The organism is Dactylosporangium fulvum (assembly GCF_025137375.1).
In the GTDB taxonomy this organism is placed as follows: Bacteria; Actinomycetota; Actinomycetes; order Mycobacteriales; family Micromonosporaceae; genus Dactylosporangium; species Dactylosporangium fulvum.
In genome coordinates this window covers 6,597,324-6,621,162 of the sequence record NZ_CP073720.1, presented here as the reverse complement: position 1 = coordinate 6,621,162, position 23,839 = coordinate 6,597,324, and the positions used below count along the sequence as shown (strand labels likewise).

Here is a 23,839-nt window from a genome sequence, read left to right as displayed (position 1 = left end):
GACCACCCGCCGCAGGCCACCCGCGGCGGCCTGCGGAGGCGGACAGTAGGGGCATGGCGGCACGCAGTGGCTGGTCGGTCCTGTCGAACACCACCGTGGGCATGCTGCTGGCAACCGTCAACGCCTCCATCGTCATCATCTCGCTGCCGGCCATCTTCGACGGCATCCACCTCGACCCGCTCGCCCGGGGCAACGTCAGCTACCTGCTGTGGATGCTGATGGGCTACATGCTCGTGACCGCGGTCCTGGTGGTCAGCCTCGGCCGGCTGGGCGACCTGTACGGCAAGGTGCGCATCTACAACGCCGGGTTCGCGGTGTTCACCGCCGCGTCGGTCGCGCTCGCACTGACCCCGCTGTCGGGTGAGCCGGGTGCGCTGTGGCTGATCGGCTGGCGGCTCGTCCAGGGCGTCGGCGGCGCCATGCTGATGGCCAACTCGACGGCCATCATCACCGACGCGTTCCCGCCGCGACGGCGGGGCACGGCACTGGGCGTGAACCAGGTCGCCGGGCTCGCCGGCACGTTCCTCGGGCTGGTGCTCGGCGGCGTGCTCTCCGCCTGGCACTGGCAGGCGATCTTCTGGGTGAGCGTGGTCGTCGGCGGGGCAGGCACGTGGTGGTCCTACCGGAACCTGCACGAGACCGTCTCCCCGCGGCAGGACGTGTGCATCGACTGGTGGGGCAACCTCACCTTCGCGGTCGGCCTGACGACGGTGCTGGCCGCGGTGACGTACGGGATCCAGCCGTACCGCGGGCACACCGAGGGCTGGACCAACCCCTGGGTCGTCGGCGGGCTGGCCCTGGGCGTGCTGCTGCTCGCCGCCTTCTGCGTGATCGAGACCCGGGTCCGCGACCCGATGTTCAACCTGCGGCTGTTCCGGATCCAGGCGTTCTGGGCCGGCAATGTGGCGACGTTGCTCAACGCGGTCGCGCGCGGCGGGCTGCAGTTCATGCTCATCATCTGGCTGCAGGGCATCTGGCTGCCGCTGCACGGCTACGAGTTCAGCGCGACCCCGCTGTGGGCCGGCATCTACCTGCTGCCGCTGACGATCGGGTTTGTGGTCGCCGGGCCGGTGTCGGGCCACCTCTCCGACCGGTACGGCGCACGGCTGTTCGCCACCGGCGGGCTGCTCGTCATGGCCGCGAGTTTCATCGGCCTGCTGCTGCTCCCGGTCGACTTCGACTACCCGGCGTTCGCGGTGCTGCTGGCCGTCAACGGGATCGGCTCCGGGCTGTTCTCCGCCCCGAACACCAGCGCCGTGATGAACTCGGTGCCGGCCGCCGAGCGGGGCGCCGCCTCCGGCATCCGGGCGACCTTCCAGAACACCGGCATGGTGCTGTCCATCGGGGTGTTCTTCTCGCTGCTGGTCGCCGGCCTGTCCCGGTCGTTGCCGGACACGCTGCGGACCGAGCTGACCGCGCAGGGCGTGCCGACGCACGCGGTCGAGGCGGTGGCGGCCGTGCCGCCGGTCCAGCTGATGTTCGCCGCGTTCCTCGGCATCAACCCGCTGGCGGTGCTGCTGTCCGCCGCCGGTGTGCTCGGCCAGCTGCCGCCGACGACGGTCGCCACGCTGACCAGCCGCACGTTCCTGCCCAAGCTGCTGGCCGGGCCGTTCCACGACGGCCTCGTGGTGGTGTTCGTGCTCGCCACCGCGCTCGCGCTCCTCGGCGCGGTCGTCTCGCTGCTGCGCGGCGGCGTCTACATCCACGAGGAGGAGGAGCGGATCCCGGCGGAGATCGTCCGCCGGGAGGTCTGCTGAGAAAGCCGCCTCAGTCGGACAGGCCGTCGCTGTGCTTGTCGAAGCCGATGTACAGCCGGGCGCCGGAGTTGCCGCCGAGCGCGCCCAGCGTCTCCAGCTCCCGCAGGCGCAGCAGAGCGGGGTGCTCGGCGTAGGCGGCGGCCGCGGCCGACAGCCGCTGCAGCGCGTCGACGTCCGCGTCGGCCCGGATCCGCTTCGCCGCGGCGTCCGCCTCGGCGGCCAGCCGGGTCGTGTCGGCGCGTGCCTGCGCGGCCACCCGCTCCGCGTCGGCCCGCGACGTCGCCTCCAGCGCCTCCCGCTCCGACTTCGTGCGGGCCTCGACGAGCTGCGCCTCGGCGAGCCGCTCGGCGGCCAGGACGCGGTTCATGATGTCCTGCAGGTTGCCGGGGAACGCCAGGTCCTTGACGTCGGCACGGAGGATCTCCACGCCGTAGCCGCTGGCGACCGTCTCGACGTCACGCAGGATGTCCTCGCTGAGCTGGTTGCGGTTGGTCAGGATGGCCTCGAGCGTCATGGACGCGAGCGAGCGGCGGGCGGCCAGCTGGACGTCGCTGTAGAGGCGGTCCTCGTACGTCTCGACACGCTCGACGGCGGCGACGGGGTCCGTCACGCGGTACTGCGTGATGATGCTGACCCGTACCGCGACCTTGTCGGCGGTGAGGATCTCCTGGCCCTTGATCGTGAACTCCCGCTGCCGCATGTCGACCTGCACGATCTCGACGGCCGCGTGGGACCGGCCGAAACGGCGCGACGGCAACTCGTACCGCCCGGGCTCGAGCAGGGCGTCGAAGCGGCCGTCGACGTAGCGCAGGCCCCGGTGCGTGCTGCGCACGATGACGTGGTTCGTCGTGATGGGACACCTCCGGAGGATGTGGGGTGGCCCCGTAGCGGATCCGATGTGAAGGGATCGGACGCCAGTGATGGCAGGTGTACGAGCGTGGTGTGATCGCCAGTGCGTCACCTGCGACGGCGCTTGGCTTCTGAAGCCGCCGGGGCCGCATTCACGATCTCAACCATCGGCGCCGGCGGCAATCGAAAATCAGCGCGCGCCGCGCAGCTTGTGCTCGATGTCCTCCAGCGACCGGCCCTTCGTCTCGGGCAGGTGGCGGTGGAGGTACAGCAGGCCGATCACGCCGAAGACCGCGTAGAGCCAGAACAGGCCGGTGGCGCTCAACAGCGCGATCGTCGTGAGGACGGTCAGGGAGATCAGGAAGTCGAGCGTCCAGTGGGTGACCGTGCCGGCGCTCGCCGCCTTGCCGCGCACCGCGGTCGGGAAGATCTCGCTGTTGATGAGCCAGATGCCGAGGCCGAGGCTGGCGGCGAACGCGGCGATGTACACGCACAGGACCGCCACCAGCAGGACCCCGACCACGCCGGTCTGGCTGGGCAGCAGGTACAGCGCGCCGAGTGCCACCAGGCTGACGACGACGATCGCGGTGCCACCCAGCAGCAGCGGCCGCCGGCCGATCCGGTCGATGACGAGGAGCGCGCCGATCGTGACGAGCATGTTGACCAGGCCGATGCCGACCGTCGACACGAGTGCCGCCGTGTCGCCGAACCCGGCGCGGGTCAGCAGCGTCGGGGTGTAGTAGATGACCGCGTTGACGCCGACGAGCTGGTTGGTCGCGGCGACCGCGACGCCGAGCAGGACCGCCGGGCGCAGCTGCCGGCCGAAGACGTCGCGGATCGTCATGCCGCGCTCGGTGGCGGTGACGGCCCGCATCTCGGCCAGCTCCTCGTCGGCCTCGCTCGGGCTGCGTGAACGGAGCATGACCGCGCGGGCCTCGTCCTCCCGGCCGCGGGACAGCAGCCAGCGCGGGCTCTCCGCCAGGCCGAGCAGGCCGAGGAGCATCACGGCGGCCGGGACCGCGGCCAGGCCCAGCATCCACCGCCAGCCGTGGCTCGGCGAGAAGGCGAAGCCCACGAGGTACGACACGAAGATGCCGACCGTGATCATCAGCTGTTGCAGGGACACCAGCCGGCCGCGTGTCTCCCGCGGCGCCATCTCCGCGATGTACGTCGGCACGACCAGCGACGACGTGCCGATCGCGAGGCCGAGCACGAACCGGGCGGCGATGAGCACCACCGCGTTCGGGGTGAGCGCGGCGACGAGCGCGCCGGCGCAGAACACCGCCGCGGACACGATGAGCAGCCGCCGCCGGCCGAACCGGTCGACGAGCGGGCCGCCGCTGACGACCCCGACGATCGCGCCGAGCAGCAGCGAGGCGACAACCACCTCCTGCTGGCCGCTGGACAGGTTGAACGCGGGGGCGAGGTACAGCAGGGCGGCGGAGATGACGCCGGTGTCGTAACCGAACAGGAAGCCGCCCAGCGCGGCGACGAGAGCGGGTCCGAGGATCGACCAGTGAACGGTGACGGTGGCGCGCGCGGGCTGCGCGGCAGGGTAGCCGGCCATGTCGGCGACCTCCCAGGTTGACGGAGAATGAGCGGCTACCCCGTTTCATCCGGTTTCATCCCGGTGGGTCCACGGTGAAGCCGGCCATCGTCGCCATGTCCTCGTGCTCGAGGTTGTGACATCGCGGCCCGGACGGTGATCAGCCGATGACTGAGCTCCGTGCGTGTGATCGCGCTCAGTTCGTCACCATCTGATGGGGGCCGCATGGCCTCGACCGGCCCCTCCTCCGGTCGAGGCCGCCTGCCCTGTCGTTCAGCCTTCCGCATCGCGCAACCGGACTGCAAGGGCCGACCGGTTGGCGAGGGCGGCAGATCAGGGCCTTGGGGACCACTTCGCGCTTATTCACGCACTCGGGGCAGAGGGGGAAAATGGGGCTGAAGCAGGTGGAGCGGGAGTGCCGGGGCCGCCCGCACCCTGCGGGCTCTGGCTCGCCACCGACCGGGGATGATCGAGCACGCCCGCCGGATCGAGGGCCTGCCGCCGGCGTGACCGTCGCGGTGTGCCGCCGCCGGTCGGGCTGGCGTTGACGTCGGCGTCAACGTTTACGGTTGGCGTCATGCGGATCGGAGAGCTGGCGGAGCGGGCGGGCACGAGCACCCGTGCGCTGCGCTACTACGAGCAGCACGGCCTCATCCGGGCCCGCCGGACGACCAACGGCTATCGCGACTACGACGAGGTCGACCTCCGGCTGGTGCGGGAGATCCGTTCCCTGCTGGAGATCGGCTTCAACCTCGAGGAGACGCGCCCCTTCGTCGAGTGCCTGCGCTCGGGTCGCGCCTCGGGCGCCCACTGCCCGGGGTCGATCGAGGTCCTGAGCCGGAAGCTGGCCGACCTCGATGCCTGCATCGCCCATCTCCAGGCGGTCCGCAACACCGTGCGACACGAGCTCGCCCAGGCGCTCGACGAGGAGATGAGTGATGACCACCGACGTGACTGACGCCACCTTCGCCACCGAGGTCCTCGGCAGCGACCTGCCCGTGCTGGTCGACTTCTGGGCCGAGTGGTGCCCGCCCTGCCATCGCATCGCGCCGGTGCTGGAGGAACTCGCGGCCGAATACGAGGGTCGGGCACGGATCGTCAAGCTCGACGCCGACCACAACCCGGAGACGGTCCGCAGATACGGCGTGCTGTCGATGCCCACACTGAGCCTGTTCCGCGGCGGCGAGCTGGTCTCCCAGATCGTCGGCGCCCGCCCGAAGTCCAAGCTGAAGGAGCAGATCGACAGCGCCCTGTGACCGCCGGGCACGCAGCGTCCGGGCGGTTGGTGGTCGAGGCGGCCCGCCGCTGTGACGACCAGCGCGGCTCACCGAGGCCGGGGCGGTGGTCCTGCACTGCTCGCCGCGCCAGATTGGGACGACCCGGCCTCGGTGAGCCGCGCATGGGGCCGGTCGAAGAACGGCGGCGCGATGCCCGCTGCGCGGCGGGCATCGCGCCGGGTGGTGGGGTCAGACCGCCCGGCGGATGCGCTCGGCCAGCAGGACCGCGGCACGCATCGCGGCCAGGCGGCCGTTCATCACGACCACCAGGTCCTCGACCGTGCAGATCGGCGGGGTGTGGTCCTGGGCCGCGGCCAGGCGGGGGTGGTGCTTCGCCCAGGCGGCGAGGGAGTGGGCCAGCGCCTCCTCCATCGCGTGCGGCGGGTGCGGCGCGGAGGTCAGCGAGGCCAGCAGGCGCTCGCGGAACGGCCAGTATGACCATACCTTCGTCTCGTCGACCAGCTGTGCCACGGCGTCGTTGCGCTGGTACACGAGCGCGAGCTGGATCGAGTCGGTCCGGCCGTCGCGGATGAGGTCGTCGATGAGGGGGTGGCGGGCATGCGCGCCGGCGACCTCGTAGAACGTGCTGCGGCTGCCCCGCGGCGAGGCGGCGTCGACGATGCTCTTCCAGGTCAGGTTGGCGCCGGGGTGGGTCTCGACGAGCTTGGCCACGGCCTGGAAGTAGATGGTCTTCGTCCGCCAGTGGCTGCGTTTCGCCGACGAGTTGCCGGACAGGCGCCGGTGCCACCGTCCGACGACGGTGTTGTCGAGTTCCGGAGTGTTGATGATCGTCAGAGTCATCGGTCGGGCCCCTTGTCGATGGCGCTTACGTACGGTCGAGACTGTCCGGGCGGCTGCCGCCACGGCATGACGTATTCACGTGGTCTTTGCCAGCTGCCCCGCGTCCCGGCCGACGACGTGGTCGAGGACCGCGTCCCAGTCGCCGACGGAGTTGTCGGACCGCCAGGCGACGTGGTGGTCCGGCCGGACCAGCACCAGCGGGCGCTCCCAGCACGCGCGTACCGCCGGATCGGTGACCGGCAGGTGCGCCACGGGGATCCCGCGCCGGTTCGCCGCCGCCGCGAGCGGCCCGCCCAGCGCGCCGTCGGTCAGGTCGACCAGGGTGAGCTCCCGGCCGAGGTGGTCGAACAGCTGGGAACCGTCGGCCAGGCGGACGGCCGGCGCGCGACCACCCGGCCAGGTCGTCGGCTTGACCCGGTGGCCGTTGAGGTCGGGCGGGGTGCCGCGGTCGTACCAGATCACCGACGACGCGGCGTAGCGGCCGCCGAACTGGATGCCCATGGTGTCCACCTGGTGCGTCTCCTGGTGCAGCACCCCGGCGAGGAACTCGCGCGAGGCGCCGGCCGCGGCGAGCCGGCCGAACCGGCGCCGCGTCTCCAGCGACCGCGCCAGCAGTTCCCGGTCCATCAGCGCCCGCGGCCGGCGCTCCAGCTCGTAGCTGGCGAGCAGGCCGGGGCCGCCCCAGCCGTTCACCACGGCGGCGAGCTTCCAGCCCAGGTCGACGGCGTCGCCGATGCTCGTGTCCACGTTGTCGCTGACCGGGTGGAACCGGTGCGCGGCCTCACCGACGAGGAAGACCCGCCTGCGCCGATACGTGCCGGCGACCGCGAGCGAGTCGTCCCACTGCGTCACCCCGAGAACCTCCGGCGTGGCCAGCCCGCTGCCGAGCCGGCTGCGCAGCATCGCCACCGGGTCGGTGGTGATCGGATCGTCGGAGGCGATCGGGAGGTGCCCGACCCAGCTGTTGCGGTCGCTGCGCGAGACGAGTGTCAGGCCGCCGACGACGATCGTCGACAGCGCCCGCCCGCGCGGGTGCAGGTGGGGGTCCTCGGTGCGGAAGTAGACGGAGCAGTGCGGCGCCGCCGGTCCCAGCTGCTCCATCGGCACGTCGAGGCAGCGCCGCACCGTGCTCTGCGCGCCGTCGCAGCCGGCGACGTACCGCGCCGTGACGGTGTGCCGCTGGCCGGTGCGCACCTCGAGGAGCTGCACACCGACCCCGTCCTCCTCGACGCGCAGGCCGGTGAAGGTCCAGCCCTCGCGCAGGTCGACCAGTGGGTGGCCGCGTAACGCGTCGCGTAACTGCGTGGCGAGCAGCGCGCCGGGCACGCGGTGGTGCAGCTCGACGGGGGCGGTGCCGTCGTTGACCTGGGCGTACCGGCCGCGCAGCTGGTTGACCGACGGATAGTGGGAGATCAGCACCGGCGGCTGGTCCAGCCCCTGCCGCCACTCGAAGTCGCTGGGGGAGTCCGGGTCGACGCCGTGCTCGCGGATCACCGCGGCCAGCCCGAGGCGCCGCAGCAGCTCCATGCTGCGGCCGGTGAGCAGGTCCAGATCCGGATGGCGGGGCGGGGTGAGCGAGCGTTCGACCACGACGCTGCGCACGCCGTGGTGCGCGAGCTCCAGTGCGAGGACCGCGCCCACGACGCCGGCTCCGACCACGAGCACCTGCGTATGCGGTGTCGACGAGCTCATCGGCTCCCCCTGTCCGGCGACCCGTGTGACGGTGCGTCACACAGGGGCCATGCTGGAGGGTGGGGCGGGCCCCGCACATCACGTCGATACGTGGTTTTCAGCGTTCGCGGGCCACCAGGTTGGCCAGTTCGACCCGGCTGCTGATGTTGAGCTTCGTGAAGATCTTGCGCAGGTGGCTGTCGACGGTGTGCCGGGACACGAACAGCTCCTCGGCCACCTGCCGGTTCTTGTGGCCCGCGGCGACCAGCATCGCCACCTTCAGCTCCGCCGGGGTGAGCTGTGCCAGGCAGGAGCCGGCCGGGAACGGCGACGGCTCGGCCGCCGGATGCTCCCCGGCGAGCCGCAGCCGCATCCGGTGCGCACCGCACCCGGTCGCGATCTCGAGGGCCTCCCGCACCTCGCCGGCGTCCTCGAGGGCACCGGCCAGCGCGAGCGGCCGGCGGGTCTTGCGGAACGCGGCGACCGCCTCCTCCAGCCGCTGCTGGTCGCGGTGCAACAGGCCCTCCGCGTGGAGGGCCGCGGCGACCAGGGAGTGCGCCGATGGGTTGCGGTCGGCGAGCCGGCGGGCGGTCGTGGCGGCCAGCAGCGCGCGGGGCCGGTCGCCGGCGTCGAGCGCGAAGCGGACGAGGGTCGCCGCGGCGCACGGGTGCTGGCCGATGAGCACCGGACGGTCCGGCAGCGCGTCGTACGTCCCGGCGAGGACGCGCATGGCCGCGTCCGGGCCGTCGAGGCAGCCGTGCAGGAACCCCTCCGGCCAGACGATGTCCTCGGGGGCGGCGGTCGCGCCGGTCTCGGTCCGCCGGTGCATCTGCGCCAGGTACTCCCGCGCCTGCGGGTCGTCGCCGCGCTGAACCGCGAGCCGCACGAGCTGGCCGAGCAGCGGCAGGGCGACCGCCACGGCGGTGACCTGGTCGGCGACCGCGACGCCGTTCTCGGCCTCGGCGACGGCCTCGTCGAGGCGGCCCCGGGCGGTCAGCAGCGCGGTGCGGTAGTAGTGCCACAGCGGGGTCGACCAGGCGGTGCCGTACCGCTCGCTCTCCTGGCGGCCCCGGCGGAAGACCTCCTCGGCCTCGTCGAACCGGTCGAGGGTGGTCAGCGCGTCGCCGAGCCAGATGCGCGGATGCCGGTGTGCGGCCGGGCCGCCGACCCGGTCGGCGAGGTCGGTCGCCTCCTGGGCGTGGGCGAGCGCGTCGGCCGGCCGGCCCTGGGCCTGGGCGACGAGGCTGCGGGCGGTGAGGCCGAACACCGACGCGCTGTGCTCGGCGGCCGTCTGCCCCGAGGCGTACGCGCTGGCGCCCGCCCGGTCGGCCCCGTCGAGATCACCGACGTAGAACAGCGCGTGCGCCCGGATGGCGAACAGGTTCGCGCGCACCGGCTCCGGGATCTCCGCGTGCCGCAGGCCGCGGTCGGCGTACTCCACCGCCTGGCGGTTCTGCCCTGCATGCTTGAACGCCTCGGCGAGGCCGAGCAGCAGGGTCGCCTCGGTGACGGCGGGCAGCCCGGCCCGCAGCGCCGCTTCGCCCAGCTCGTGCGCCTGCTCCAGACGGCTCGCCGAGGCCAGCAGGCGGACCGCGTCCGCGACGAGCGCCACCCGGGCCGGGTCGTGCTCGCCGAGCACGTCGAGGGCGTGCACGATGAGGTCGGCCGCGGTCGCCGGGGCGGGTCCGGCGACCTCCTTCGCCGCCTCGTGCAGCATGGTGACCGCCTCGCGGCTGCCCGAGCGGCCGCTCTTGAGCAGGTGCCCGGCGACCTCGACCGGCGAGCGGCCCTCGTCGCGGGTGACGGCCGCGGCCTCGCGGTGCAGCAGCGCGCCGACGGAGTCGCCGAGCGTGCCGTAGACGGCGAGCCGGACCAGGTCGTGCACGAACGTCAGCCCGTCGTCCTCGTCGACGAGGACCTTGGCGGCGACGGCCTCCTCGATCCGGACCAGCAGCGTGGCCGGGCGCGCGCCGATCAGCCGGGCGACCGCCTCGATGCTGAACGGCCGGCCGAACACCGAGCCGGCCCGCAGCAGCAGCCGCGTGTCGTCGGACAGCCCGCGCAGCACCTGGTCGACGATCGTGATGAAGCTCGACGGCAGTTCGTCGCCGACGACCGTGGCGACACCGCCGCTGATGACCAGCTGGTCGGTGGCCTGCAACGCCCGCAGCAGCTGCTCGACCTGCAGCGGGATTCCGTGGCAGCCGCCGGCGAGCGCGAGCACGGTGTTGTCGACCTCGGTGCCGAGGGCCTCGGCGCAGAGCCGGCCGACGGCGGGGTCGTCGAGGGAGCCGAGCCGCACGTCGTCCGCACCCTCGCGGATCAGCCAGTCGACGACCTGCTGCCCCGGGGTGTCGGCGGGCGCGGGCCGGCGGGCGAACAGCCAGCGCACCGGTGCGGCCCGCAGGGCGGGCACCAGCTCGCGGATCGCGAGAGCCGACAGCTCGTCCATCCACTGCGCGTCGTCGATCACGATGACGAGCGGCTGCGCGTCGGTGAAGTCGTCGAGCGCCGCGCCGAGCCGCTCCAGGACGCGGTACTGGTTGTCGTGGTCCTCCCGCAGCCAGTCGAACGCGCCGGTGACCGGGCGCAGCTGCTGCAACGCCGACGCGAGGGTGACCAGCGGCGCGGCCCGGTCGAGCTCGAACGCGGCCCGCGCGGCGACCACGACCCCGAGCCCTTCGGCGTGGTCGGCGGCCGCGCGCAGCAGGTGCGACTTGCCGATGCCGGGCGAGCCGGTGAGCACCGTGCAGCCGCCCGCGCCGTTCGTGGCACCGGCGACCGCGGTGTGCAGCGTCGCCAGTTCGCGGTCACGCCCGAAGGTCTTCAGCACCGTCATCCTGCATGTCGTCGGGGGAGCGTCAACCGCAGATTGTCTGGGATGTCGATGATTGAGGTGAACAGCCGTTCGGGTGACGTATCGGTGACGGCGGGTTCAACACATCCGCCAGCATGCCACGCAGGATAGCCGGTCCGTGCTCGGTGAGGACCGATTCGACATGGAACTGCATCGACCGTACCCGAGGCATGGCCAGGGTGTGCACGGCGCCGGTGTCCGGATCGCGGAGGGCCGTCACCGGGTCGCCGGTGATCGGGGAGCGGAACGTGTCGGTGCCGCTCACCGCGACGAACGTGTTGTAGAAGCCGACCCTGCCGTACGGCGGGACGACCCGCTGGACGCCCTGCTCCGGCCGGGCGAGGCGGCGGATCGGCAGGCCGAGCTCGTCGGCGAGGACCTGGTGGCCCAGGCAGACGGCGAGGAACGGGGTGCCGGCCGTCAGCAGTTCGCGGGTGATCGCGTGCAGCCGCGCGATCCGCGGGTCGGCGCGGTCGGTCGGGTCGCCGGGGCCCGGCCCGACGACCACGGCGTCGTGGCCGTCGAGCTTCGCGGTGTCGTACCGCTCGATCCGCACGGCCGGGCCGAGGGCCTGCACCAGCCGGGCGAGCATCGCGGTGAAGTCGTCCTCGGCGTCGACGACGAGGATGCGCCGGCCGGCGAACCAGGTGCCGGCGCCGCCGGTGCGGCCGCCGCGCCAGAAGTGCGACAGGCCGGTGTTGCGGGCCGCCAGCTGCGGCAGCAGGCCCGACGGATCCGCGCCGAACGCGGCCGCGGGCGACGCGGGCGCGGGAGCCGGTGGCCGCTCGCCGAGCAGGGCCGCCGCCTTCGCGCGGGTCTCGGCGGCCTCCGCGGCCGGGTCGGAGTGGCGCACCAGGGTCGCGCCGACGCCGATCCGCACCAGGCCGGTGGTGTCGATGTCGGCGGTGCGGATGAGCAGCGCCGAGTCGAGCGTGTCCCGGCCGATGATCGCGACCGCGCCGCCGTAGTAGCCGCGCCCGGTGCGCTCGTGCGCCGCGACGACCCGGCACGCGGCCGCGATCGGGCTTCCGGTCACGGTCGGCGCCGGCATCGTCTCCAGCAGCACCGCCCGCGGATCGAGTGCGGACGGTCCCTCGATGAGGTACTCGGTGTGCGCCAGCCGCGACATCGGCCGCAGCCAGGGGCCGCGCAGCCGGCCGCCGCCGGTGCAGACCCGGGCCATCGTCTTGAGCTCCTCGTCGACGACCATGAACAGCTCCTCGGCCTCCTTGCGGTCGGCCAGGAACTCGAGCAGCCCCGCGCGGGTCGGCCCGCCCGGCGGGTAGCGGTACGTGCCGCTGATCGGGTTCATCGTCGCGATACCGCCGGCCAGCCGCGCCTGGCACTCCGGGCTGGCCCCGACCAGGGTCCGGCCGGCGCAGTGCACGAGGAACGTCCAGTACGCGCCGCGCTCCGCGACGAGCAGCCGGCGAAACAGCGCGAGGGCGGCACGGCCGGGCCGGTCGGCGAGCGCCGCCCGGTACTCGCGGCGGATCACGAAGTTCGACCCGGTGCCGCCGCCGATGTCGCCGGCGACGACGGCGCGCACCACGTCGGCGTACTCGTCGTCGCCGAGGTCGAAGCCGCCGTCCGCCAGTCGCACCGGCGTGTCGGGCAGCCAGGCGAGGGCCCGGCGCAGCGGCAGCTCGCGGTGCCGGTCGACACGGAACGCGAGCAGCGGCGTGCCGTCGTCGACGCAGGGCAGGCCGCGCTCGGCGATCTGCCGGTACGGCACCGCCGCGAACACCGGGCGGTCGCCGACGGGCAGGTCGGCGACGCCGCCCGCCGTCACGGGCTCACCGCTGAGGATCTCCAGCCGGTCGCTACGGCCCCGGCACACCAATGCGAAGGCGGTCATGCGCAGCACCTTGGCATCGCGCCGCGACGCCGGACAACTACTCGAACTGGCAGCTCACAGAGGTAGTGGAGGACGGGGCCGCGCCGGGCCTACGGTCCGGAGCATGCCAGTGCATGACACCTTCGCCCGGCGCGTCCGCCTCCAGCACCTGCACCGGCGGGACGCGGCCGGCCTGCTCGTAGTGCCGCTCGACCACTCCGTCACCGGCGGCCCGATCGTCCACAACGGACAGCTCGACCGGCTGATCGGCCAGATCAGCGACGGCGGCGCCGACGCCGTCGTCCTGCACAAGGGTGCGGTGCGGCGCGTCGCCGCCCGCTGGTTCCGCTCGATGTCGCTCATCGTGCACCTCAGCGCCGGCACGACGCTGGCGCCCGACCCCGACGACCGGTACCTCGTGTGCACCGTCGAGGAGGCGCTGCGGCTCGGCGCCCACGGAGTCAGTGTCCACGTCAACACCGGCTCGGCGACCGAGGCGCGGCAGGTCGCCGACCTGGCCGCCGTGGCCGGCGAGTGCGACCGCTGGGGTGTGCCGCTGCTCGCGATGGTCTACCCGCGCGGGCCCGGCATCGTCGACGGCCGCGCACCGGACGCGGTCGCGCACGCCGCGGCGCTCGCCGCCGACCTCGGCGCCGACCTCGTGAAGACCGCGCTGCCCCGCTCGGCGGCGGCGATCACCGCGGTCACCGCCGGCTGCCCGGTCCCGGTCCTCGCGGCCGGCGGCGGCGCGGGGGACGACGTGCTGCCGCACCTCGCCGCCGCGATGCGGGCCGGTGCCGGCGGCGTCGCCGCCGGACGGCTGGTGTTCACCGCACCCGACCCCGCCGCGATGACCCGCCGGGTCGCCGCGGTCGTGCACGACCGGACCCCGGCGGTGGCCCGATGAGCGACACCAAACAGTGCTGGATCGACGTCCGTGGTGCGGGGGAGCTCAAGGCCGCGCTCTGCCAGGAGGCCATCCACCACGGCCTCGACGCGATCGTCGCCGACGACCCGGCCGATCTGGCCGGGCTGCCGCCGACGGTGACCCGGGTCCTCATGCCACCGGTCGGCGAGCTCGACGGCGAGTTCGGGGCGGCCGACCTCGTGGTGGTCGACCCCGCCGTCCACGGCGAGCCGGCCACGCTCGCGGGCAAGTTCCCCGGCCACCGGTTCGGCGCCTTCGTCGAGGTCACCGACCCGGACAGCCTCGCCGCCGCGTGCGACAGCGTCCGCCGCGACCCGTGCACCGTGCTGTCGTTCCGCGACCCGACGAACATCCCCCTCGAGATCGTGCTCGCCGCGGCGGCCGACGCCCACGGGCTGATCGTCAACACCGTCGCGTGCGTCGAGGACGCGACCGTGAACCTCAGCGTCCTGGAGCACGGCCCCGGCGGGGTCCTGCTCGCGCCCGCGGCGCCCGGCGAGGCCGGCCGGCTCAAGGAGGCCGTCGGGCGCCGCTCGCCCGGCCTCGAGCTCGTCGAGCTCACCGTCACCGGGATCAGCCACGTCGGCACGGGGGAGCGGGCCTGCGTCGACACCTGCACGTACCTCGGCAAGGACGAGGGCATCCTGGTCGGGTCGCGGTCGAAGGGCATGGTGCTGTGCGTCAGCGAGACGCACCCGCTGCCGTACATGCCGACCCGGCCGTTCCGCGTCAACGCCGGCGCGATCATGTCGTACACGCTCGCCGATCACGAACACACGCGCTACCTCAGTGAGCTGCGCGCGGGCGCCACCGTGCTCGCGGTCGGGGCGGACGGGCGCACCCGCACGGTCACCGTCGGCCGCGTCAAGATCGAGACCCGGCCGCTGCTGTCGATCGACGCCGTCGCCGAGTCCGGCGAGCCGGTCAACGTGATCGTCCAGGACGACTGGCACGTCCGCATCCTCGGTCCGGGTGGCGCCGTGCTGAACTCGACCGCCCTCAAACCGGGCGACCGGATCCTCGGCCACCTGCCCCGGCGGGAGCGGCACGTCGGCTACCCCATCGACGAACTGTGCCACGAGCAGTGACCGTCGACTTCCACGCCCGCCTGGCGCCCCGGCCCGGGGCCGCCGAGGCCCTGCTCGCGGCGATGGACGGCGCCGGGATCACCCGCGCCGCCGTCGCCGCCGGCGGCCTCCTCGACCTCGACCGGCTCGCCGAGCAGATCACCGTCGGCGGCCGCAGCGAGGCCGCCGCCGACAACGAGGCGGTCCGGCGGGCCTGCGCCGGCTCGGCCGGCCGGTTGCTGCCGTTCTTCTTCGCCGACCCGCGCCGCGACGTCGCCGCCTACCGCGCCGAGGCGGCCGGCTACCGCGGGCTGGAGCTCTCGCCCGCGGTCCACGGCTTCCGGCTCGACGAGCCCGGGGTCACGGAGCTGGTGCGGGTCGCGGCCGCCGCCGGGCACCCGGTGTACGTGGTCTGCCTCGGCCGGCCCGGCACCCGCGCCGAGGACCTCGTGCGCCTCGCCCGGGCGCACCCGGAGGTCGCGTTCGTCTCCGGTCACTGTGGACACACCGGCCTCGACACGAGCGGCCTCACCCGGATCGCGCCGGTCCCGAACATCCACGCCGAACTCTCGGGCTGCCTCACCGTCACCGCGCGGCTGGCGGTGGAGCGCCTCGGCCCCGACCGGGTCCTGTTCGGCACCGAACATCCGCTGCAACACCCGTCGGTCGAGCTGGCGAAGCTCGCCGCGCTCGGACTGTCCGACGGGGACCGGGAGAAGGTGGCCGGCGGCAACGCCCGGCGGCTGCTGCGATTGGAGACGCTGTGACGAACCCCGAGCTCGGCGACTGGTCGAGCCACGCCGGCCTGGCCCGGCTCCAGCAGGAGCGGCTGCCGTACATGCTGGAGGCCGCCGCCCGCTCGCCGTTCTACCGCAAGCGGGGCGTGCCCGCCGACCTGGCCGAGGCCCCGCTCACCACGAAGGCGGACCTGCGCGACGCCTACCCGTTCGGGCTGCTCGCCGTCGACCGGTCCGAACTGGCGACCTACCACGAGTCGAGCGGCAGCACCGGCGCGCCGACCGCGTCGTACTACACCGAGGGCGACTGGACCGACCTCGCCGAGCGGTACGCCCGCAAGTGGGTCGGCATCACGCCCGACGACCTGTTCCTCGTCCGTACCCCGTACGCGTTGATGATCACCGGTCACCTCGCCCACGCGGCGGCCCGGCTGCGCGGCGCGACGGTGGTACCGGCGGACAACCGGTCCCTCGCCATGCCGTACTCGCGGGTCGTACGTGTCCTGCACGACCTCGGCGTCACGCTGACCTGGTCGCTGCCGACCGACACGCTGCTGTGGGCCGCCGCCGCGGCCGTCGCCGGCTACCGGCCCGGCGCGGACTTCCCGGCCCTGCGGGCGATCTTCGTCGGCGGCGAGCCGCTCAGCGCCGCGCGGCGGGCCCGCATCGGCGAGATCTGGAACACCCAGGTCGTCGAGGAGTACGGGGCGACCGAGACCGGCAGCCTCGCCGGGGAGTGCCCGCAGGGGCGCCTGCACCTGTGGGCCGACCGCGCGATCTTCGAGGTCCACGACCCGGCGACCGGCCGGCTTACGGCGGAGGGGCGCGGGCAGCTCGTCGTCACGCCGCTGTTCCGCGAGGCGATGCCGCTGCTGCGGTACAACATCGAGGACGAGGTCGAGGTGGCCTACACCGACTGCCCGTGCGGGTGGTGGCTGCCGGAGGTGCGGATCCTCGGGCGCACCGCGTTCGGCGGGCGGACCGGCGGCGCCGAGCTCACCCAGCTCGGCGTCGAGGAGCTCGTCTTCGGGCTGCCGGCCGAGTTCGGCGTCATGTTCTGGCGGGCCCGCGCCGACACCGACCGGCTGCGGATCGAGATCGAGGTGGCCGAGCGGCACCGCACCGCCGCCGTCGGCGCGCTCACCGAGGCGGCCGGCCGGGAGTACGGCATCACCGCCGACGTCACCGCCGTGCCGCCGGGCGGGCTCGTGCCGTACCACCTCCTCACCGCGACCGCCGAGGTCATGAAGCCCCGCGGCCTCTTCGGCGCGGGCGAGGACTGGGACCGGGCACTGCGCTACTACTGAGGGAGGGATCGTCATGCCGGACACCGGGATCGCGGTTGTGGGCGGGGGCATCGCGGGCCTCACAACCGCTCTGGCGCTGGAGGCCGCGGGGCTCGCCTGCGCCGTCTTCGAGCAGGCCGCCGCGCTGCCCGGCGGGGGCGGCGGCATCCAGCTCCCGCCGAACGCCTCGCGCGTGCTGGACCGCCTCGGGCTCGGGCCCGCCCTCGACGCCGTCGCGGTGCGGCCCGTCGCCCGGGAGCTGCGCCGCTGGGACGACGACACGCTCGTCGGCCGGGTCGAGCTGGGGGCGGCGGCCGAGCGGCGGTACGGTGCGCCGTACCGGACGCTGCGCCGCGCGGACCTGCTCCGCGTGCTCTTCGAACGGTGCGCCGGTGCGGTGCGCTTCGGCCACCGGTGCATCGGCGTCGAGGAACACCGGGGCGGGGTCGAGCTGCGCTTCGCCGGCGGCGCCCGGCACCGTGCCGGCGTCGTGATCGGCGCCGACGGGCTGCACTCCGCGATCCGCGGCTGCATCACCGTCGACGACGTGCGGCCCTCCGGCCACACCGTCCACCGCGCGCTGGTCCCCGCCGCCGACGTTCCCTGGCCGGACGGGCCGCCGCGTGTGCTGGTCTGGCTCGGCCCCGGCCGGCACTGCGTCTGCTACCCCGTCGGCGATGCCGTCAACGTGGTGGTGGTCGTGCCGGCCGGCACCGGCCTCGACGCCGCCCGCGAGGGCTGGCACCCGCGGGTGCGTGAGCTGCTCGCCGCCGCCCGCGACACCGTCCACCACGGACTGTCCGACCGGCCGCCGATGCCGAGGTGGCACCGGGGACGCCTCGCCGTGATCGGCGACGCCGCACACCCGATGCTGCCGTTCCTCGCCCAGGGCGCGGCGCAGGCGATCGAGGACGCCGCCGCCGTCGCCGTGAGCCTGGGCACCGGCGGCGGCTTCGACCGCTTCGAGCACAGCCGGCGGGCCCGGGTCGACCGGGTCGTCGCCGCAGTCGGGGCCGGCGACCACGCCGCGCCCAACACCCTCACCGACCACGATTGGCTCTACGGATGTTGACCATCGCGCCCTACCCGATGCCGACCGTACGCGACCTCACCCCGGGACCGGCCCGCTGGCGGCCCGACCCGCGCCGCGCCGCCCTGCTCGTCCACGACATGCAGTACTACTTCCTCGGCCGCTTCCCGGCGGGCGAGTCACCGACCACCGAGCTGCTCGCCAACGTCGCGACCCTGCGCGCCACGGGCCTCCCGGTGATCTACTCGGCCCAGCCGGGCCGGATGAGCCCGGCCGACCGCGGGCTGCTCCACGACTTCTGGGGACCGGGCATGACCGACGACCCGGCCAGCCGCGGCATCGTCGCGGAGCTGGCGCCCGGGCCGGACGACCTGGTGGTGACGAAGTACCGGTACAGCGCCTTCCACCGCACCGGTCTCGCCGGGCACCTCCGGGCCATGGGCCGGGACCAGCTCGTCGTCTGCGGGGTCTTCGCCCATCTCGGCTGCCTGCTCACCGCGTGTGACGCCTACGCGCACGACATCCAGCCGTTCCTCGTCGCCGACGCCGTCGCCGACTTCAGCGCCGAGGACCACCGGCTCGCCCTGGACTACGCGGCCAGGGCGTGCGCGGTCACACTCACCACCGCTCAGCTCGTCGAGGCCCTGTAGAGGGACGCCAGCTCGACCCGGGACCCGATGCCGAGCTTCCGGAAGATCTGCCGCAGGTGGTAGTTGACGGTGTGCGGCGAGCGGCCGATCCGCCGGGCGATCTGCTGGTTGGTCAGCGCCCGGCCGACCAGGCCGGCGATCTCCCGCTCCTGCTCGGTCAACGCGCCCCAGCCCGGCACGCCCGGGTGCGCCCGCTCGCCGCGCAGCGCGACCACCACGGGCCGCGGCAGCGACGCCTCGACGACGTCACGGACCAGTTCGTGGCTGAACATCAGGACGTCACCGGCGCCGGTGACCAGCCCGGACGTCATCGCCTCGTCGACCGCCGGCAACAGCGCGGCGGTGCCGCAGCCCATCACGCGCGCGAGCTCCAGCAGCCCGAACACCGGCCCGATCGTCGAGGCGACCTGCAGGGCGCGCCGCGTCGGCGCGGACAGCGCGGCCAGCCGCTGGGCAAGCCGCGCCCGGGTCCGGGCCGGCAGCCGGGGCGCGACCAGCACCGCCCGGCCGTCCTCGACCGTGACGAGCCGCTCCTCCAGCAGGCCGGCGGCGAGATCACCGAGAGCACCGGGAAGCCCGGCGGCCACCCCGGCGAGCGCGACGACCGCCGGCCCGGGCCGCCCGCCGAGCAGCTCGGTCAGCAGCTCGGCCACCGCGTCGGCCGGCAGCGGGCCGAGCGTGACCCGGTGCGCGCCGGGCCGGGCGGCGGCCCCCGGCGGCCAGCCGGCACCGGTCCGGCGCGCCAGCACCACGAGCGCCGCGGTGGTCCGCGCCAGCGCGTCGAGCGCCGGCCAGACCCGCGGGTCGATCCACTGTGGATGCTCGCAGGTCAGCACCAGCGTGGCGGCGGGCGCCAGGCGCGGCAGGCCGTCGGACCACTCCGCGTCCAGTACGGCCGTCGCCGGGCGCTGCCGGGCGCAGTCGGCGAACCGGCGCAGGAGCCGGGTCTTGCCGCTGCCCGGCGGTCCCTCGACGACCGCTACGGTGAGCGGTCCGGGCCGGGCCCGGTCGAGCAGTTCTATCAGCTGGCGGTATTCGCCGTCGTGCATCTCCGGGTCCCCCCTCGTCGTACCCCTGCCACCGATGGTGCGGCGCGCGGGCCGCCGAAACCGGCTACCGGTGGGGATTGCAGCAAGAGTGCGCAGGGCGGAGACCACGATGTTGCCGCGGTACGAGCGGTGCAGCCGGTCGGCCGTATGGGCAGACTTCCGCGAACAGGGGGCGAACTCAAGGGCGACCCGTCGATGACACTGGCGGGGGCGGCTCGAACTCGGAAAGATTGTCCGGTAGCGTACCGGCCGGGAGGGCCTGTGGAACCAGAGGAAGACGACGACTCGAGCACCCAGCCGAACTCGAGCGCCACCGGACTGATCATCATCGGCCTGCTCGGCATTCTGGTCATCATCGGTTTCCTCTACATGACGATGACGGGCTGACGCCTGCGCCCCCGCACGGCGTTCGCCGCGAGCACACCGATTCCGATCATCATCATCATCATCACCACCACCACCGCGTTCGCCGAGGGCAGCGCGGTGGTGGTGGTGTGCACCAGCAGCCCGCCCCGGATGACCACGTTCATGTCGCGCCTTCCCTGTCGCTCGCGGTATTCCGGAAACGACGGGTCGGCACCCGGGAACGTGACACAGCAGCGGGCTGCCGGTGCCATGGATCACTTCAGGTACGGGCCGTCCGTGCCGACCTTGCCCGGGGCCGGGTTGCCGGGCAAGGACAGGACGTAGGCGCGCAGGCCGCCCCTTGTCGCCAGGGCCGCCGTCAGCGAGCCGTCGGTCACCACCTTGACGTCACCGGTCACGGCGTCGACGTACGTGCCGTTGGGGATGCCGGTGAAGGTGGCGCCCGACGAGATGGTCACCAGCACGAAACTGTCCACCGCGCCGTTGGTGTACCGGCGCTTGAACGCCATCTGGCTGCCCGTGATCCCCGCCGTCGAGTACTGCCCCATCTGCAGCGCCGGGACCGCGCGGCGGATCTGGTTGAGGCGCTGCAGGTGGCGGACCAGTGGCTGGTTCAGCGTCGTCGCCACGCTGCCCGAGGCGCTCGACACCACGCCGTAGTCACCCGCCACGACGGTCCCCTGGAGCAGGCCGCCGTAGTACGCACGCCCGGTCGTGGCCAGCGGGCAGCTCGGGCCGCAGTCGATCTGCTTGCCCTTCTGGAACTCCACCTCCGAGCCGTAGTACAGCACCGGGATGCCGCGGAACGTCCACATGAGCGCCATGTTCTCGGCCCACGCGTCGGTGCCGCCGGCGTAGCGGGTCGAGGACTTGTTCGGGCCGTAGTCGTGCGAGTCGACGTAGACGGCGTTGTAGGTGGCGTCGTTCGTCGAGTCGTCCGAGTCCTTGCCGTTGTTGAAGGCGTTGGCGGCGTCACCGAAGTTCATGTGCATCCGCATGTCGATGATGTTCATGCCGGAGAACTGCGAGTGGTCCGGCGCGTGGTAGAGGTTCCCGTTCAGGAACGCGTTGGTGGACGTCGGCTGGCCGGCGATGCCCAGCTGCTGCTCGTAGTTGAACTGGTCGAGCGCCGCCTGCACGTCGTTGTCCACATAGGACCGGCGCTCCTTCCAGGTGAAGAACTGCGCCGAGTGGTTGACCGAGCCGCGGTTCCACTTGTCGTTGACGAACGCGCCGACCTCGCCGAAGACGTAGAAGTCCTGGGCCTTCGCCGCGCCGTACTTCTGCACGAGCCGCTGCTGCAGCGCCGGCAGGAACCGCCGGTTCCACGTGACCCTGGGGATGTGCACGGCGGTGTCGACGCGGAACCCGTCGACGCCCATGTCGATGTACTTGTTGTAGGCGCCGATGAGGTACTGCTGGACCACCGGGTTCTCGGTGTTGAAGTCGGCGAGGTCGTCGTGCAGCCAGCAGGAGCGCGAGTCCTCGCCCTCCCAGTTGCCGATCCAGCACTGGTGGTACAGGTTGGCCGGGAACATGCCCGACGTCGGGCTGGGCCACTGGCAGTTGTGGATGGTGTACCCCTCGGGGCTGTAGTAGCCGGTCGGCGTGCCCCAGTTGCGGCAGGTGTTCCCGGCGGGCTCCGCCGTCGACCACAGATCGCCGTTGTAGGCCCGGCCGAGCGAGTTCTCCTCGAGGGGGTTGTACTGCTTGCCCGGGACCTTCTCGCTGTACATCCAGTCCCACTGGCCGTCGCGCGCGCCCCAGACCGGCGGCACGTAGAGGCCGTTCGCGCCCCAGCGGGAGCTGTGGTTGTAGACCACGTCCTGATAGATCTTGAGTCCCTTGGCGTGCGCGGTGTTGATGAGATCCTGGTAGGACGCGCCCGGCGACTCCAGCCGCGGGTCGACACGGTAGAAGTCCCAGCCGTGGTACCCGTGGTAGTCGTAGTCGGAGCGGTTGAGCACGACCGGCGTGATCCAGATCGCGGAGAACCCGAGCGCCTTGATGTAGTCGAGCTTGTCGACCAGGCCCTTGAAGTCGCCGCGGAACATCGGGTCGTCGTTCGCGGCGTTGCCCGACCTGACATGCTGACTGCCGCCGCGGTTGTTGGAGCTGTCGCCGTCATAGAATCGGGCCGTCAGCACGAAGTACACGGTCTCCTTGCGCGGGTCGCCGCCGAGCATCTGCCCGCCGGGCGGCAGCGGGGGAGCGTCGCCGGTGGTGACCGTGACCGGGTTCGAGGCGGCGGAGCGGTTCCCGGCGGCGTCGACGGCCCGGACCGTGTACGTGTAGGTGGTGCGCGCGGCCAGGCTGCCGTCGATGTACCCGTTGTACGCCGTGGTGAGCACGGTCCCGCCGGGATTACGGGTGATCTGGTAGCCCGTGACGCCGCGGTCGTCGGTGGAGGCGGTCCACGAGAGCGTGACGGTGACGTGGTCGACGGCGGCGGTCACGCCCGTGGGCACGGTCGGCGCGGTGGTGTCCGGCGGGACGGCGGTGCACGGGTCGGTGGCGTTGCCGGTGACGACCCCGCCGCTGACCTTCGAGGTGCCGGCGTTGATGCGGTAGTTGGCGCCGTTGTTATTGTCCCAGGTGCCGGAGCCGTTGTTGAACACGGCCTGCATGCCGGTCGCGGCGCCGAGCTGGACGGTCCGCTTCACCCAGCCGGCGCAGGCGACCTCGTTCATCGGAACGCCCGGCACCGCGGTCCACGCCTCGCCGTTCGGGGCGTAGTGGATGTTGACGGTCGGCCAGTTCCGCCCGGCGGTGGAGTAGAAGACGGTGGCGGTGTTCCCGCCGGGCGGCGGAGGCTCTGTGGTGCACGGATCGCCCGTACCGATGGCGCCGCCGGTGATGCTGACGGTGCCGGTGCCGATGGCATAGTTGGCGCCGGAGTGGTTGTCCCACACGCCCGCGCCGTTGTTGAACACCACCTGGGCACCGGTGGCGGTGCCGAGGTTGAGGGTCTTGGTGAACCAGCCGGCACAGCCGGCCGGCGCCATGGGCACACCCGGCACGGCGGTCCAGGCGCCGCCGTTGGGGGCATAGTGGATGTTGACGGTGGTCCAGGCGGCGGTGGGTCTGTAGTAGACGGTCACGGTCGTGGCCGCCGCGGCGGGCACGGCGGGGAGAGCACAGAAAACGAGTAGGACAGCGAGTATGAGGCGTCTGACAGGCACGGTGAGGCTCCTTGCGCTCATCGATGCGGTGGCGGCCGACCGACGTTGCAACGCGGTGCAGAGAGCGTCGTCGTATCCATTCATTCTTGTCAAGGTTCTTGCAGAATTGATGCGGCTGATCGCTCTCGGATCGCTCCGACCAGTGCCTTCGCCATGGAATCGACGCAAGAACTTGCAAAGATCACCTTCCGTCCGGCGCCGGTCCGCCGCGGCTGCGCCCCGCGTCCGGGGCCGCCCCTTGCCAGCTGCGCCCGCGGCGCGTCCTGCGCCCGCGGCGCGTCCTGTGCCCGCGGCGCGTCCTGTGCCCGCGGCGCGTCCTGTGCCCGCGGCGCGTCCTGTGCCCGCGGCGCGTCCTGTGCCCGCGGCGCGTCCTGTGCCCGCGGCGCGTCCTGTGCCCGCGGCGCGTCCTGTGCCCGCGGCGCGTCCTGTGCCCGCGGTGCGCCTTGGCGCCTGGCAGGTGGCGGCTTGAACGTTGCCGAGGGCGCGAAGTCGATGGGCGTCCGGGTCGGCGCCGGAGCCTGCGTCGAGCCCGGCGTTTTCACGGCGCCGCCAGTTTTCAGGCGCGACGGCGCTCGGACGGGCTGCTCGGTTCGCTGTGATCATGGCTCGACGAGCGTTTGCCGACCGGCTCAGGCGGGCTGTGGTGGGGGAAGATCCATGATCACGGACGTTTTGCGGGGTTCCTGGCCATCGAAACGTCCGTGATCATGACTCGGCGGGCGTCGCGAGTGGCCCGGCGCGTCGGTGGTCCGCTGCGAGTGAGTGCCTGAGAGCGCACAGTATTGTCCAGCGCACGGCGTGCTGGCTGTCGACGGCGGGGCCTGTGGACAAGCATCGCAGCCGGCATCGAACTCCAGCAGGTGGCGAGCCCTGCTGTGCTCGTCATGGCGCCAGGTTTCGGGCGGACGGTGCTCGGTGGGCTGTGGTGAGGGAACTACGCGCCGATCTT

General features: G+C 73.0%; 18 protein-coding genes and 1 pseudogene. 10 read left to right on the top strand and 9 right to left on the bottom strand.

The window, feature by feature from the left end; genetic code table 11:
* Positions 1–53 precede the first annotated feature (53 nt).
* Entirely contained in the window at positions 54–1,757 is a 1,704-nt protein-coding gene (locus tag Dfulv_RS30575) for an MFS transporter (protein WP_259857258.1), read from the top strand.
* 10 nt (positions 1,758–1,767) lie between these two features.
* Here the strand turns inward: Dfulv_RS30575 and Dfulv_RS30570 are convergent, their stop codons facing one another.
* Both Dfulv_RS30570 and Dfulv_RS30565 read right to left on the bottom strand, forming a co-directional pair.
* Positions 1,768–2,589 (bottom strand): slipin family protein, encoded by an 822-nt coding sequence (locus Dfulv_RS30570; RefSeq protein WP_259857257.1) that lies wholly within the window; start codon positions 2,587–2,589, stop codon positions 1,768–1,770.
* A gap of 207 nt (positions 2,590–2,796) precedes the next feature.
* Positions 2,797–4,173 carry a sugar porter family MFS transporter gene (locus Dfulv_RS30565; protein WP_259857256.1) on the bottom strand — a complete coding sequence of 459 codons (1,377 nt, stop codon included), beginning with the start codon at positions 4,171–4,173 and terminating at the stop codon, positions 2,797–2,799.
* Between the two features lie 556 nt (positions 4,174–4,729).
* Between Dfulv_RS30565 and Dfulv_RS30560 the strand changes: the two genes are divergently transcribed.
* Together Dfulv_RS30560 and trxA are read left to right on the top strand one after the other, a co-directional pair.
* Positions 4,730–5,110, top strand: a complete 381-nt coding sequence (locus tag Dfulv_RS30560; RefSeq protein WP_259857255.1) for a MerR family transcriptional regulator — start codon at positions 4,730–4,732, stop codon at positions 5,108–5,110.
* Positions 5,091–5,408 (top strand): thioredoxin, encoded by a 318-nt coding sequence (trxA, locus tag Dfulv_RS30555; RefSeq protein WP_259857254.1) that lies wholly within the window; start codon positions 5,091–5,093, stop codon positions 5,406–5,408. Before Dfulv_RS30560 ends, trxA begins: the two co-directional genes overlap by 20 nt.
* A 210-nt stretch (positions 5,409–5,618) precedes the next feature.
* Here the strand turns inward: trxA and Dfulv_RS30550 are convergent, their stop codons facing one another.
* The 4 genes from Dfulv_RS30550 to Dfulv_RS30535 all read right to left on the bottom strand — a co-directional run bounded on the left by Dfulv_RS30550 (position 5,619) and on the right by Dfulv_RS30535 (position 12,616).
* Positions 5,619–6,230, bottom strand: a complete 612-nt coding sequence (locus Dfulv_RS30550) for a hypothetical protein (protein ID WP_259857253.1) — start codon at positions 6,228–6,230, stop codon at positions 5,619–5,621.
* A 75-nt stretch (positions 6,231–6,305) separates the two neighbouring features.
* A complete protein-coding gene (locus Dfulv_RS30545) occupies positions 6,306–7,922 on the bottom strand; it encodes an FAD-dependent monooxygenase (protein WP_259857252.1) in 1,617 nt (538 codons plus the stop codon).
* Between the two features lie 97 nt (positions 7,923–8,019).
* Positions 8,020–10,740, bottom strand: coding sequence for an ATP-binding protein (locus Dfulv_RS30540; protein WP_259857251.1), 2,721 nt, complete (start codon positions 10,738–10,740; stop codon positions 8,020–8,022).
* 22 nt (positions 10,741–10,762) lie between these two features.
* Positions 10,763–12,616, bottom strand: a complete 1,854-nt coding sequence (locus tag Dfulv_RS30535) for an anthranilate synthase family protein (protein WP_259857250.1) — start codon at positions 12,614–12,616, stop codon at positions 10,763–10,765.
* Between the two features lie 103 nt (positions 12,617–12,719).
* Here Dfulv_RS30535 and Dfulv_RS30530 point away from each other — a divergent pair, with 103 nt between their 5' ends.
* Genes Dfulv_RS30530 through Dfulv_RS30505 form a run of 6 tightly spaced genes read left to right on the top strand, consistent with a single transcriptional unit; the run spans position 12,720 to position 18,293 of the window.
* The gene (locus tag Dfulv_RS30530) at positions 12,720–13,502 is read left to right on the top strand and encodes a 2-amino-3,7-dideoxy-D-threo-hept-6-ulosonate synthase (RefSeq protein ID WP_259857249.1); all 783 of its coding nucleotides are present in this window, start codon (positions 12,720–12,722) and stop codon (positions 13,500–13,502) included.
* Positions 13,499–14,611 carry a 3-dehydroquinate synthase II gene (locus Dfulv_RS30525; RefSeq protein WP_259857248.1) on the top strand — a complete coding sequence of 371 codons (1,113 nt, stop codon included), beginning with the start codon at positions 13,499–13,501 and terminating at the stop codon, positions 14,609–14,611. The genes Dfulv_RS30530 and Dfulv_RS30525 overlap by 4 nt, the downstream gene beginning before the upstream one ends.
* Complete coding sequence (locus Dfulv_RS30520) at positions 14,596–15,357, top strand: amidohydrolase family protein (RefSeq protein ID WP_259857247.1); 762 nt, start codon at positions 14,596–14,598, stop codon at positions 15,355–15,357. The genes Dfulv_RS30525 and Dfulv_RS30520 overlap by 16 nt, the downstream gene beginning before the upstream one ends.
* Positions 15,354–16,634 (top strand): AMP-binding protein, encoded by a 1,281-nt coding sequence (locus Dfulv_RS30515; protein WP_259857246.1) that lies wholly within the window; start codon positions 15,354–15,356, stop codon positions 16,632–16,634. The genes Dfulv_RS30520 and Dfulv_RS30515 overlap by 4 nt, the downstream gene beginning before the upstream one ends.
* A 13-nt stretch (positions 16,635–16,647) precedes the next feature.
* Positions 16,648–17,685, top strand: a complete 1,038-nt coding sequence (locus tag Dfulv_RS30510) for an FAD-dependent monooxygenase (protein WP_259857245.1) — start codon at positions 16,648–16,650, stop codon at positions 17,683–17,685.
* Positions 17,679–18,293, top strand: coding sequence for an isochorismatase family protein (locus Dfulv_RS30505; protein ID WP_259857244.1), 615 nt, complete (start codon positions 17,679–17,681; stop codon positions 18,291–18,293). The genes Dfulv_RS30510 and Dfulv_RS30505 overlap by 7 nt, the downstream gene beginning before the upstream one ends.
* Here Dfulv_RS30505 and Dfulv_RS48945 read toward each other — a convergent pair.
* Positions 18,272–18,466 (bottom strand): annotated as a pseudogene (locus tag Dfulv_RS48945) (response regulator transcription factor); the annotation flags it as partial. The gene Dfulv_RS30505 and the pseudogene Dfulv_RS48945 overlap by 22 nt on opposite strands.
* A gap of 1,137 nt (positions 18,467–19,603) precedes the next feature.
* On the opposite strand from Dfulv_RS48945, the gene Dfulv_RS30495 reads away from it, so the two are divergent.
* Positions 19,604–19,729 carry a hypothetical protein gene (locus Dfulv_RS30495; RefSeq protein ID WP_259857242.1) on the top strand — a complete coding sequence of 42 codons (126 nt, stop codon included), beginning with the start codon at positions 19,604–19,606 and terminating at the stop codon, positions 19,727–19,729.
* Here the strand turns inward: Dfulv_RS30495 and Dfulv_RS30490 are convergent.
* Positions 19,708–19,959: a hypothetical protein gene (locus tag Dfulv_RS30490; RefSeq protein ID WP_259857241.1), complete on the bottom strand. Its 252-nt coding sequence runs from the start codon at positions 19,957–19,959 to the stop codon at positions 19,708–19,710. The genes Dfulv_RS30495 and Dfulv_RS30490 overlap by 22 nt on opposite strands.
* A 3-nt stretch (positions 19,960–19,962) precedes the next feature.
* Positions 19,963–22,833, bottom strand: coding sequence for a carbohydrate binding domain-containing protein (locus tag Dfulv_RS30485; RefSeq protein WP_259857240.1), 2,871 nt, complete (start codon positions 22,831–22,833; stop codon positions 19,963–19,965).
* Positions 22,834–23,839 lie beyond the last annotated feature (1,006 nt).

Excerpts from the sequence above, each read along its gene's own strand:
- Dfulv_RS30575 (WP_259857258.1), top strand. The coding sequence starts at position 54 with ATGGCGGCACGCAGTGGCTGGTCGGTCCTGTCGAACACCACCGTGGGC.
- Dfulv_RS30565 (WP_259857256.1), bottom strand. The coding sequence starts at position 4,173 with ATGGCCGGCTACCCTGCCGCGCAGCCCGCGCGCGCCACCGTCACCGTT.
- Dfulv_RS30560 (WP_259857255.1), top strand. The coding sequence starts at position 4,730 with ATGCGGATCGGAGAGCTGGCGGAGCGGGCGGGCACGAGCACCCGTGCG.
- trxA (WP_259857254.1), top strand. The coding sequence starts at position 5,091 with ATGACCACCGACGTGACTGACGCCACCTTCGCCACCGAGGTCCTCGGC.
- Dfulv_RS30550 (WP_259857253.1), bottom strand. The coding sequence starts at position 6,230 with ATGACTCTGACGATCATCAACACTCCGGAACTCGACAACACCGTCGTC.
- Dfulv_RS30545 (WP_259857252.1), bottom strand. The coding sequence starts at position 7,922 with ATGAGCTCGTCGACACCGCATACGCAGGTGCTCGTGGTCGGAGCCGGC.
- Dfulv_RS30540 (WP_259857251.1), bottom strand. The coding sequence starts at position 10,740 with ATGACGGTGCTGAAGACCTTCGGGCGTGACCGCGAACTGGCGACGCTG.
- Dfulv_RS30535 (WP_259857250.1), bottom strand. The coding sequence starts at position 12,616 with ATGACCGCCTTCGCATTGGTGTGCCGGGGCCGTAGCGACCGGCTGGAG.
- Dfulv_RS30530 (WP_259857249.1), top strand. The coding sequence starts at position 12,720 with ATGCCAGTGCATGACACCTTCGCCCGGCGCGTCCGCCTCCAGCACCTG.
- Dfulv_RS30525 (WP_259857248.1), top strand. The coding sequence starts at position 13,499 with ATGAGCGACACCAAACAGTGCTGGATCGACGTCCGTGGTGCGGGGGAG.
- Dfulv_RS30510 (WP_259857245.1), top strand. The coding sequence starts at position 16,648 with ATGCCGGACACCGGGATCGCGGTTGTGGGCGGGGGCATCGCGGGCCTC.
- Dfulv_RS30505 (WP_259857244.1), top strand. The coding sequence starts at position 17,679 with ATGTTGACCATCGCGCCCTACCCGATGCCGACCGTACGCGACCTCACC.
- Dfulv_RS30490 (WP_259857241.1), bottom strand. The coding sequence starts at position 19,959 with ATGGCACCGGCAGCCCGCTGCTGTGTCACGTTCCCGGGTGCCGACCCG.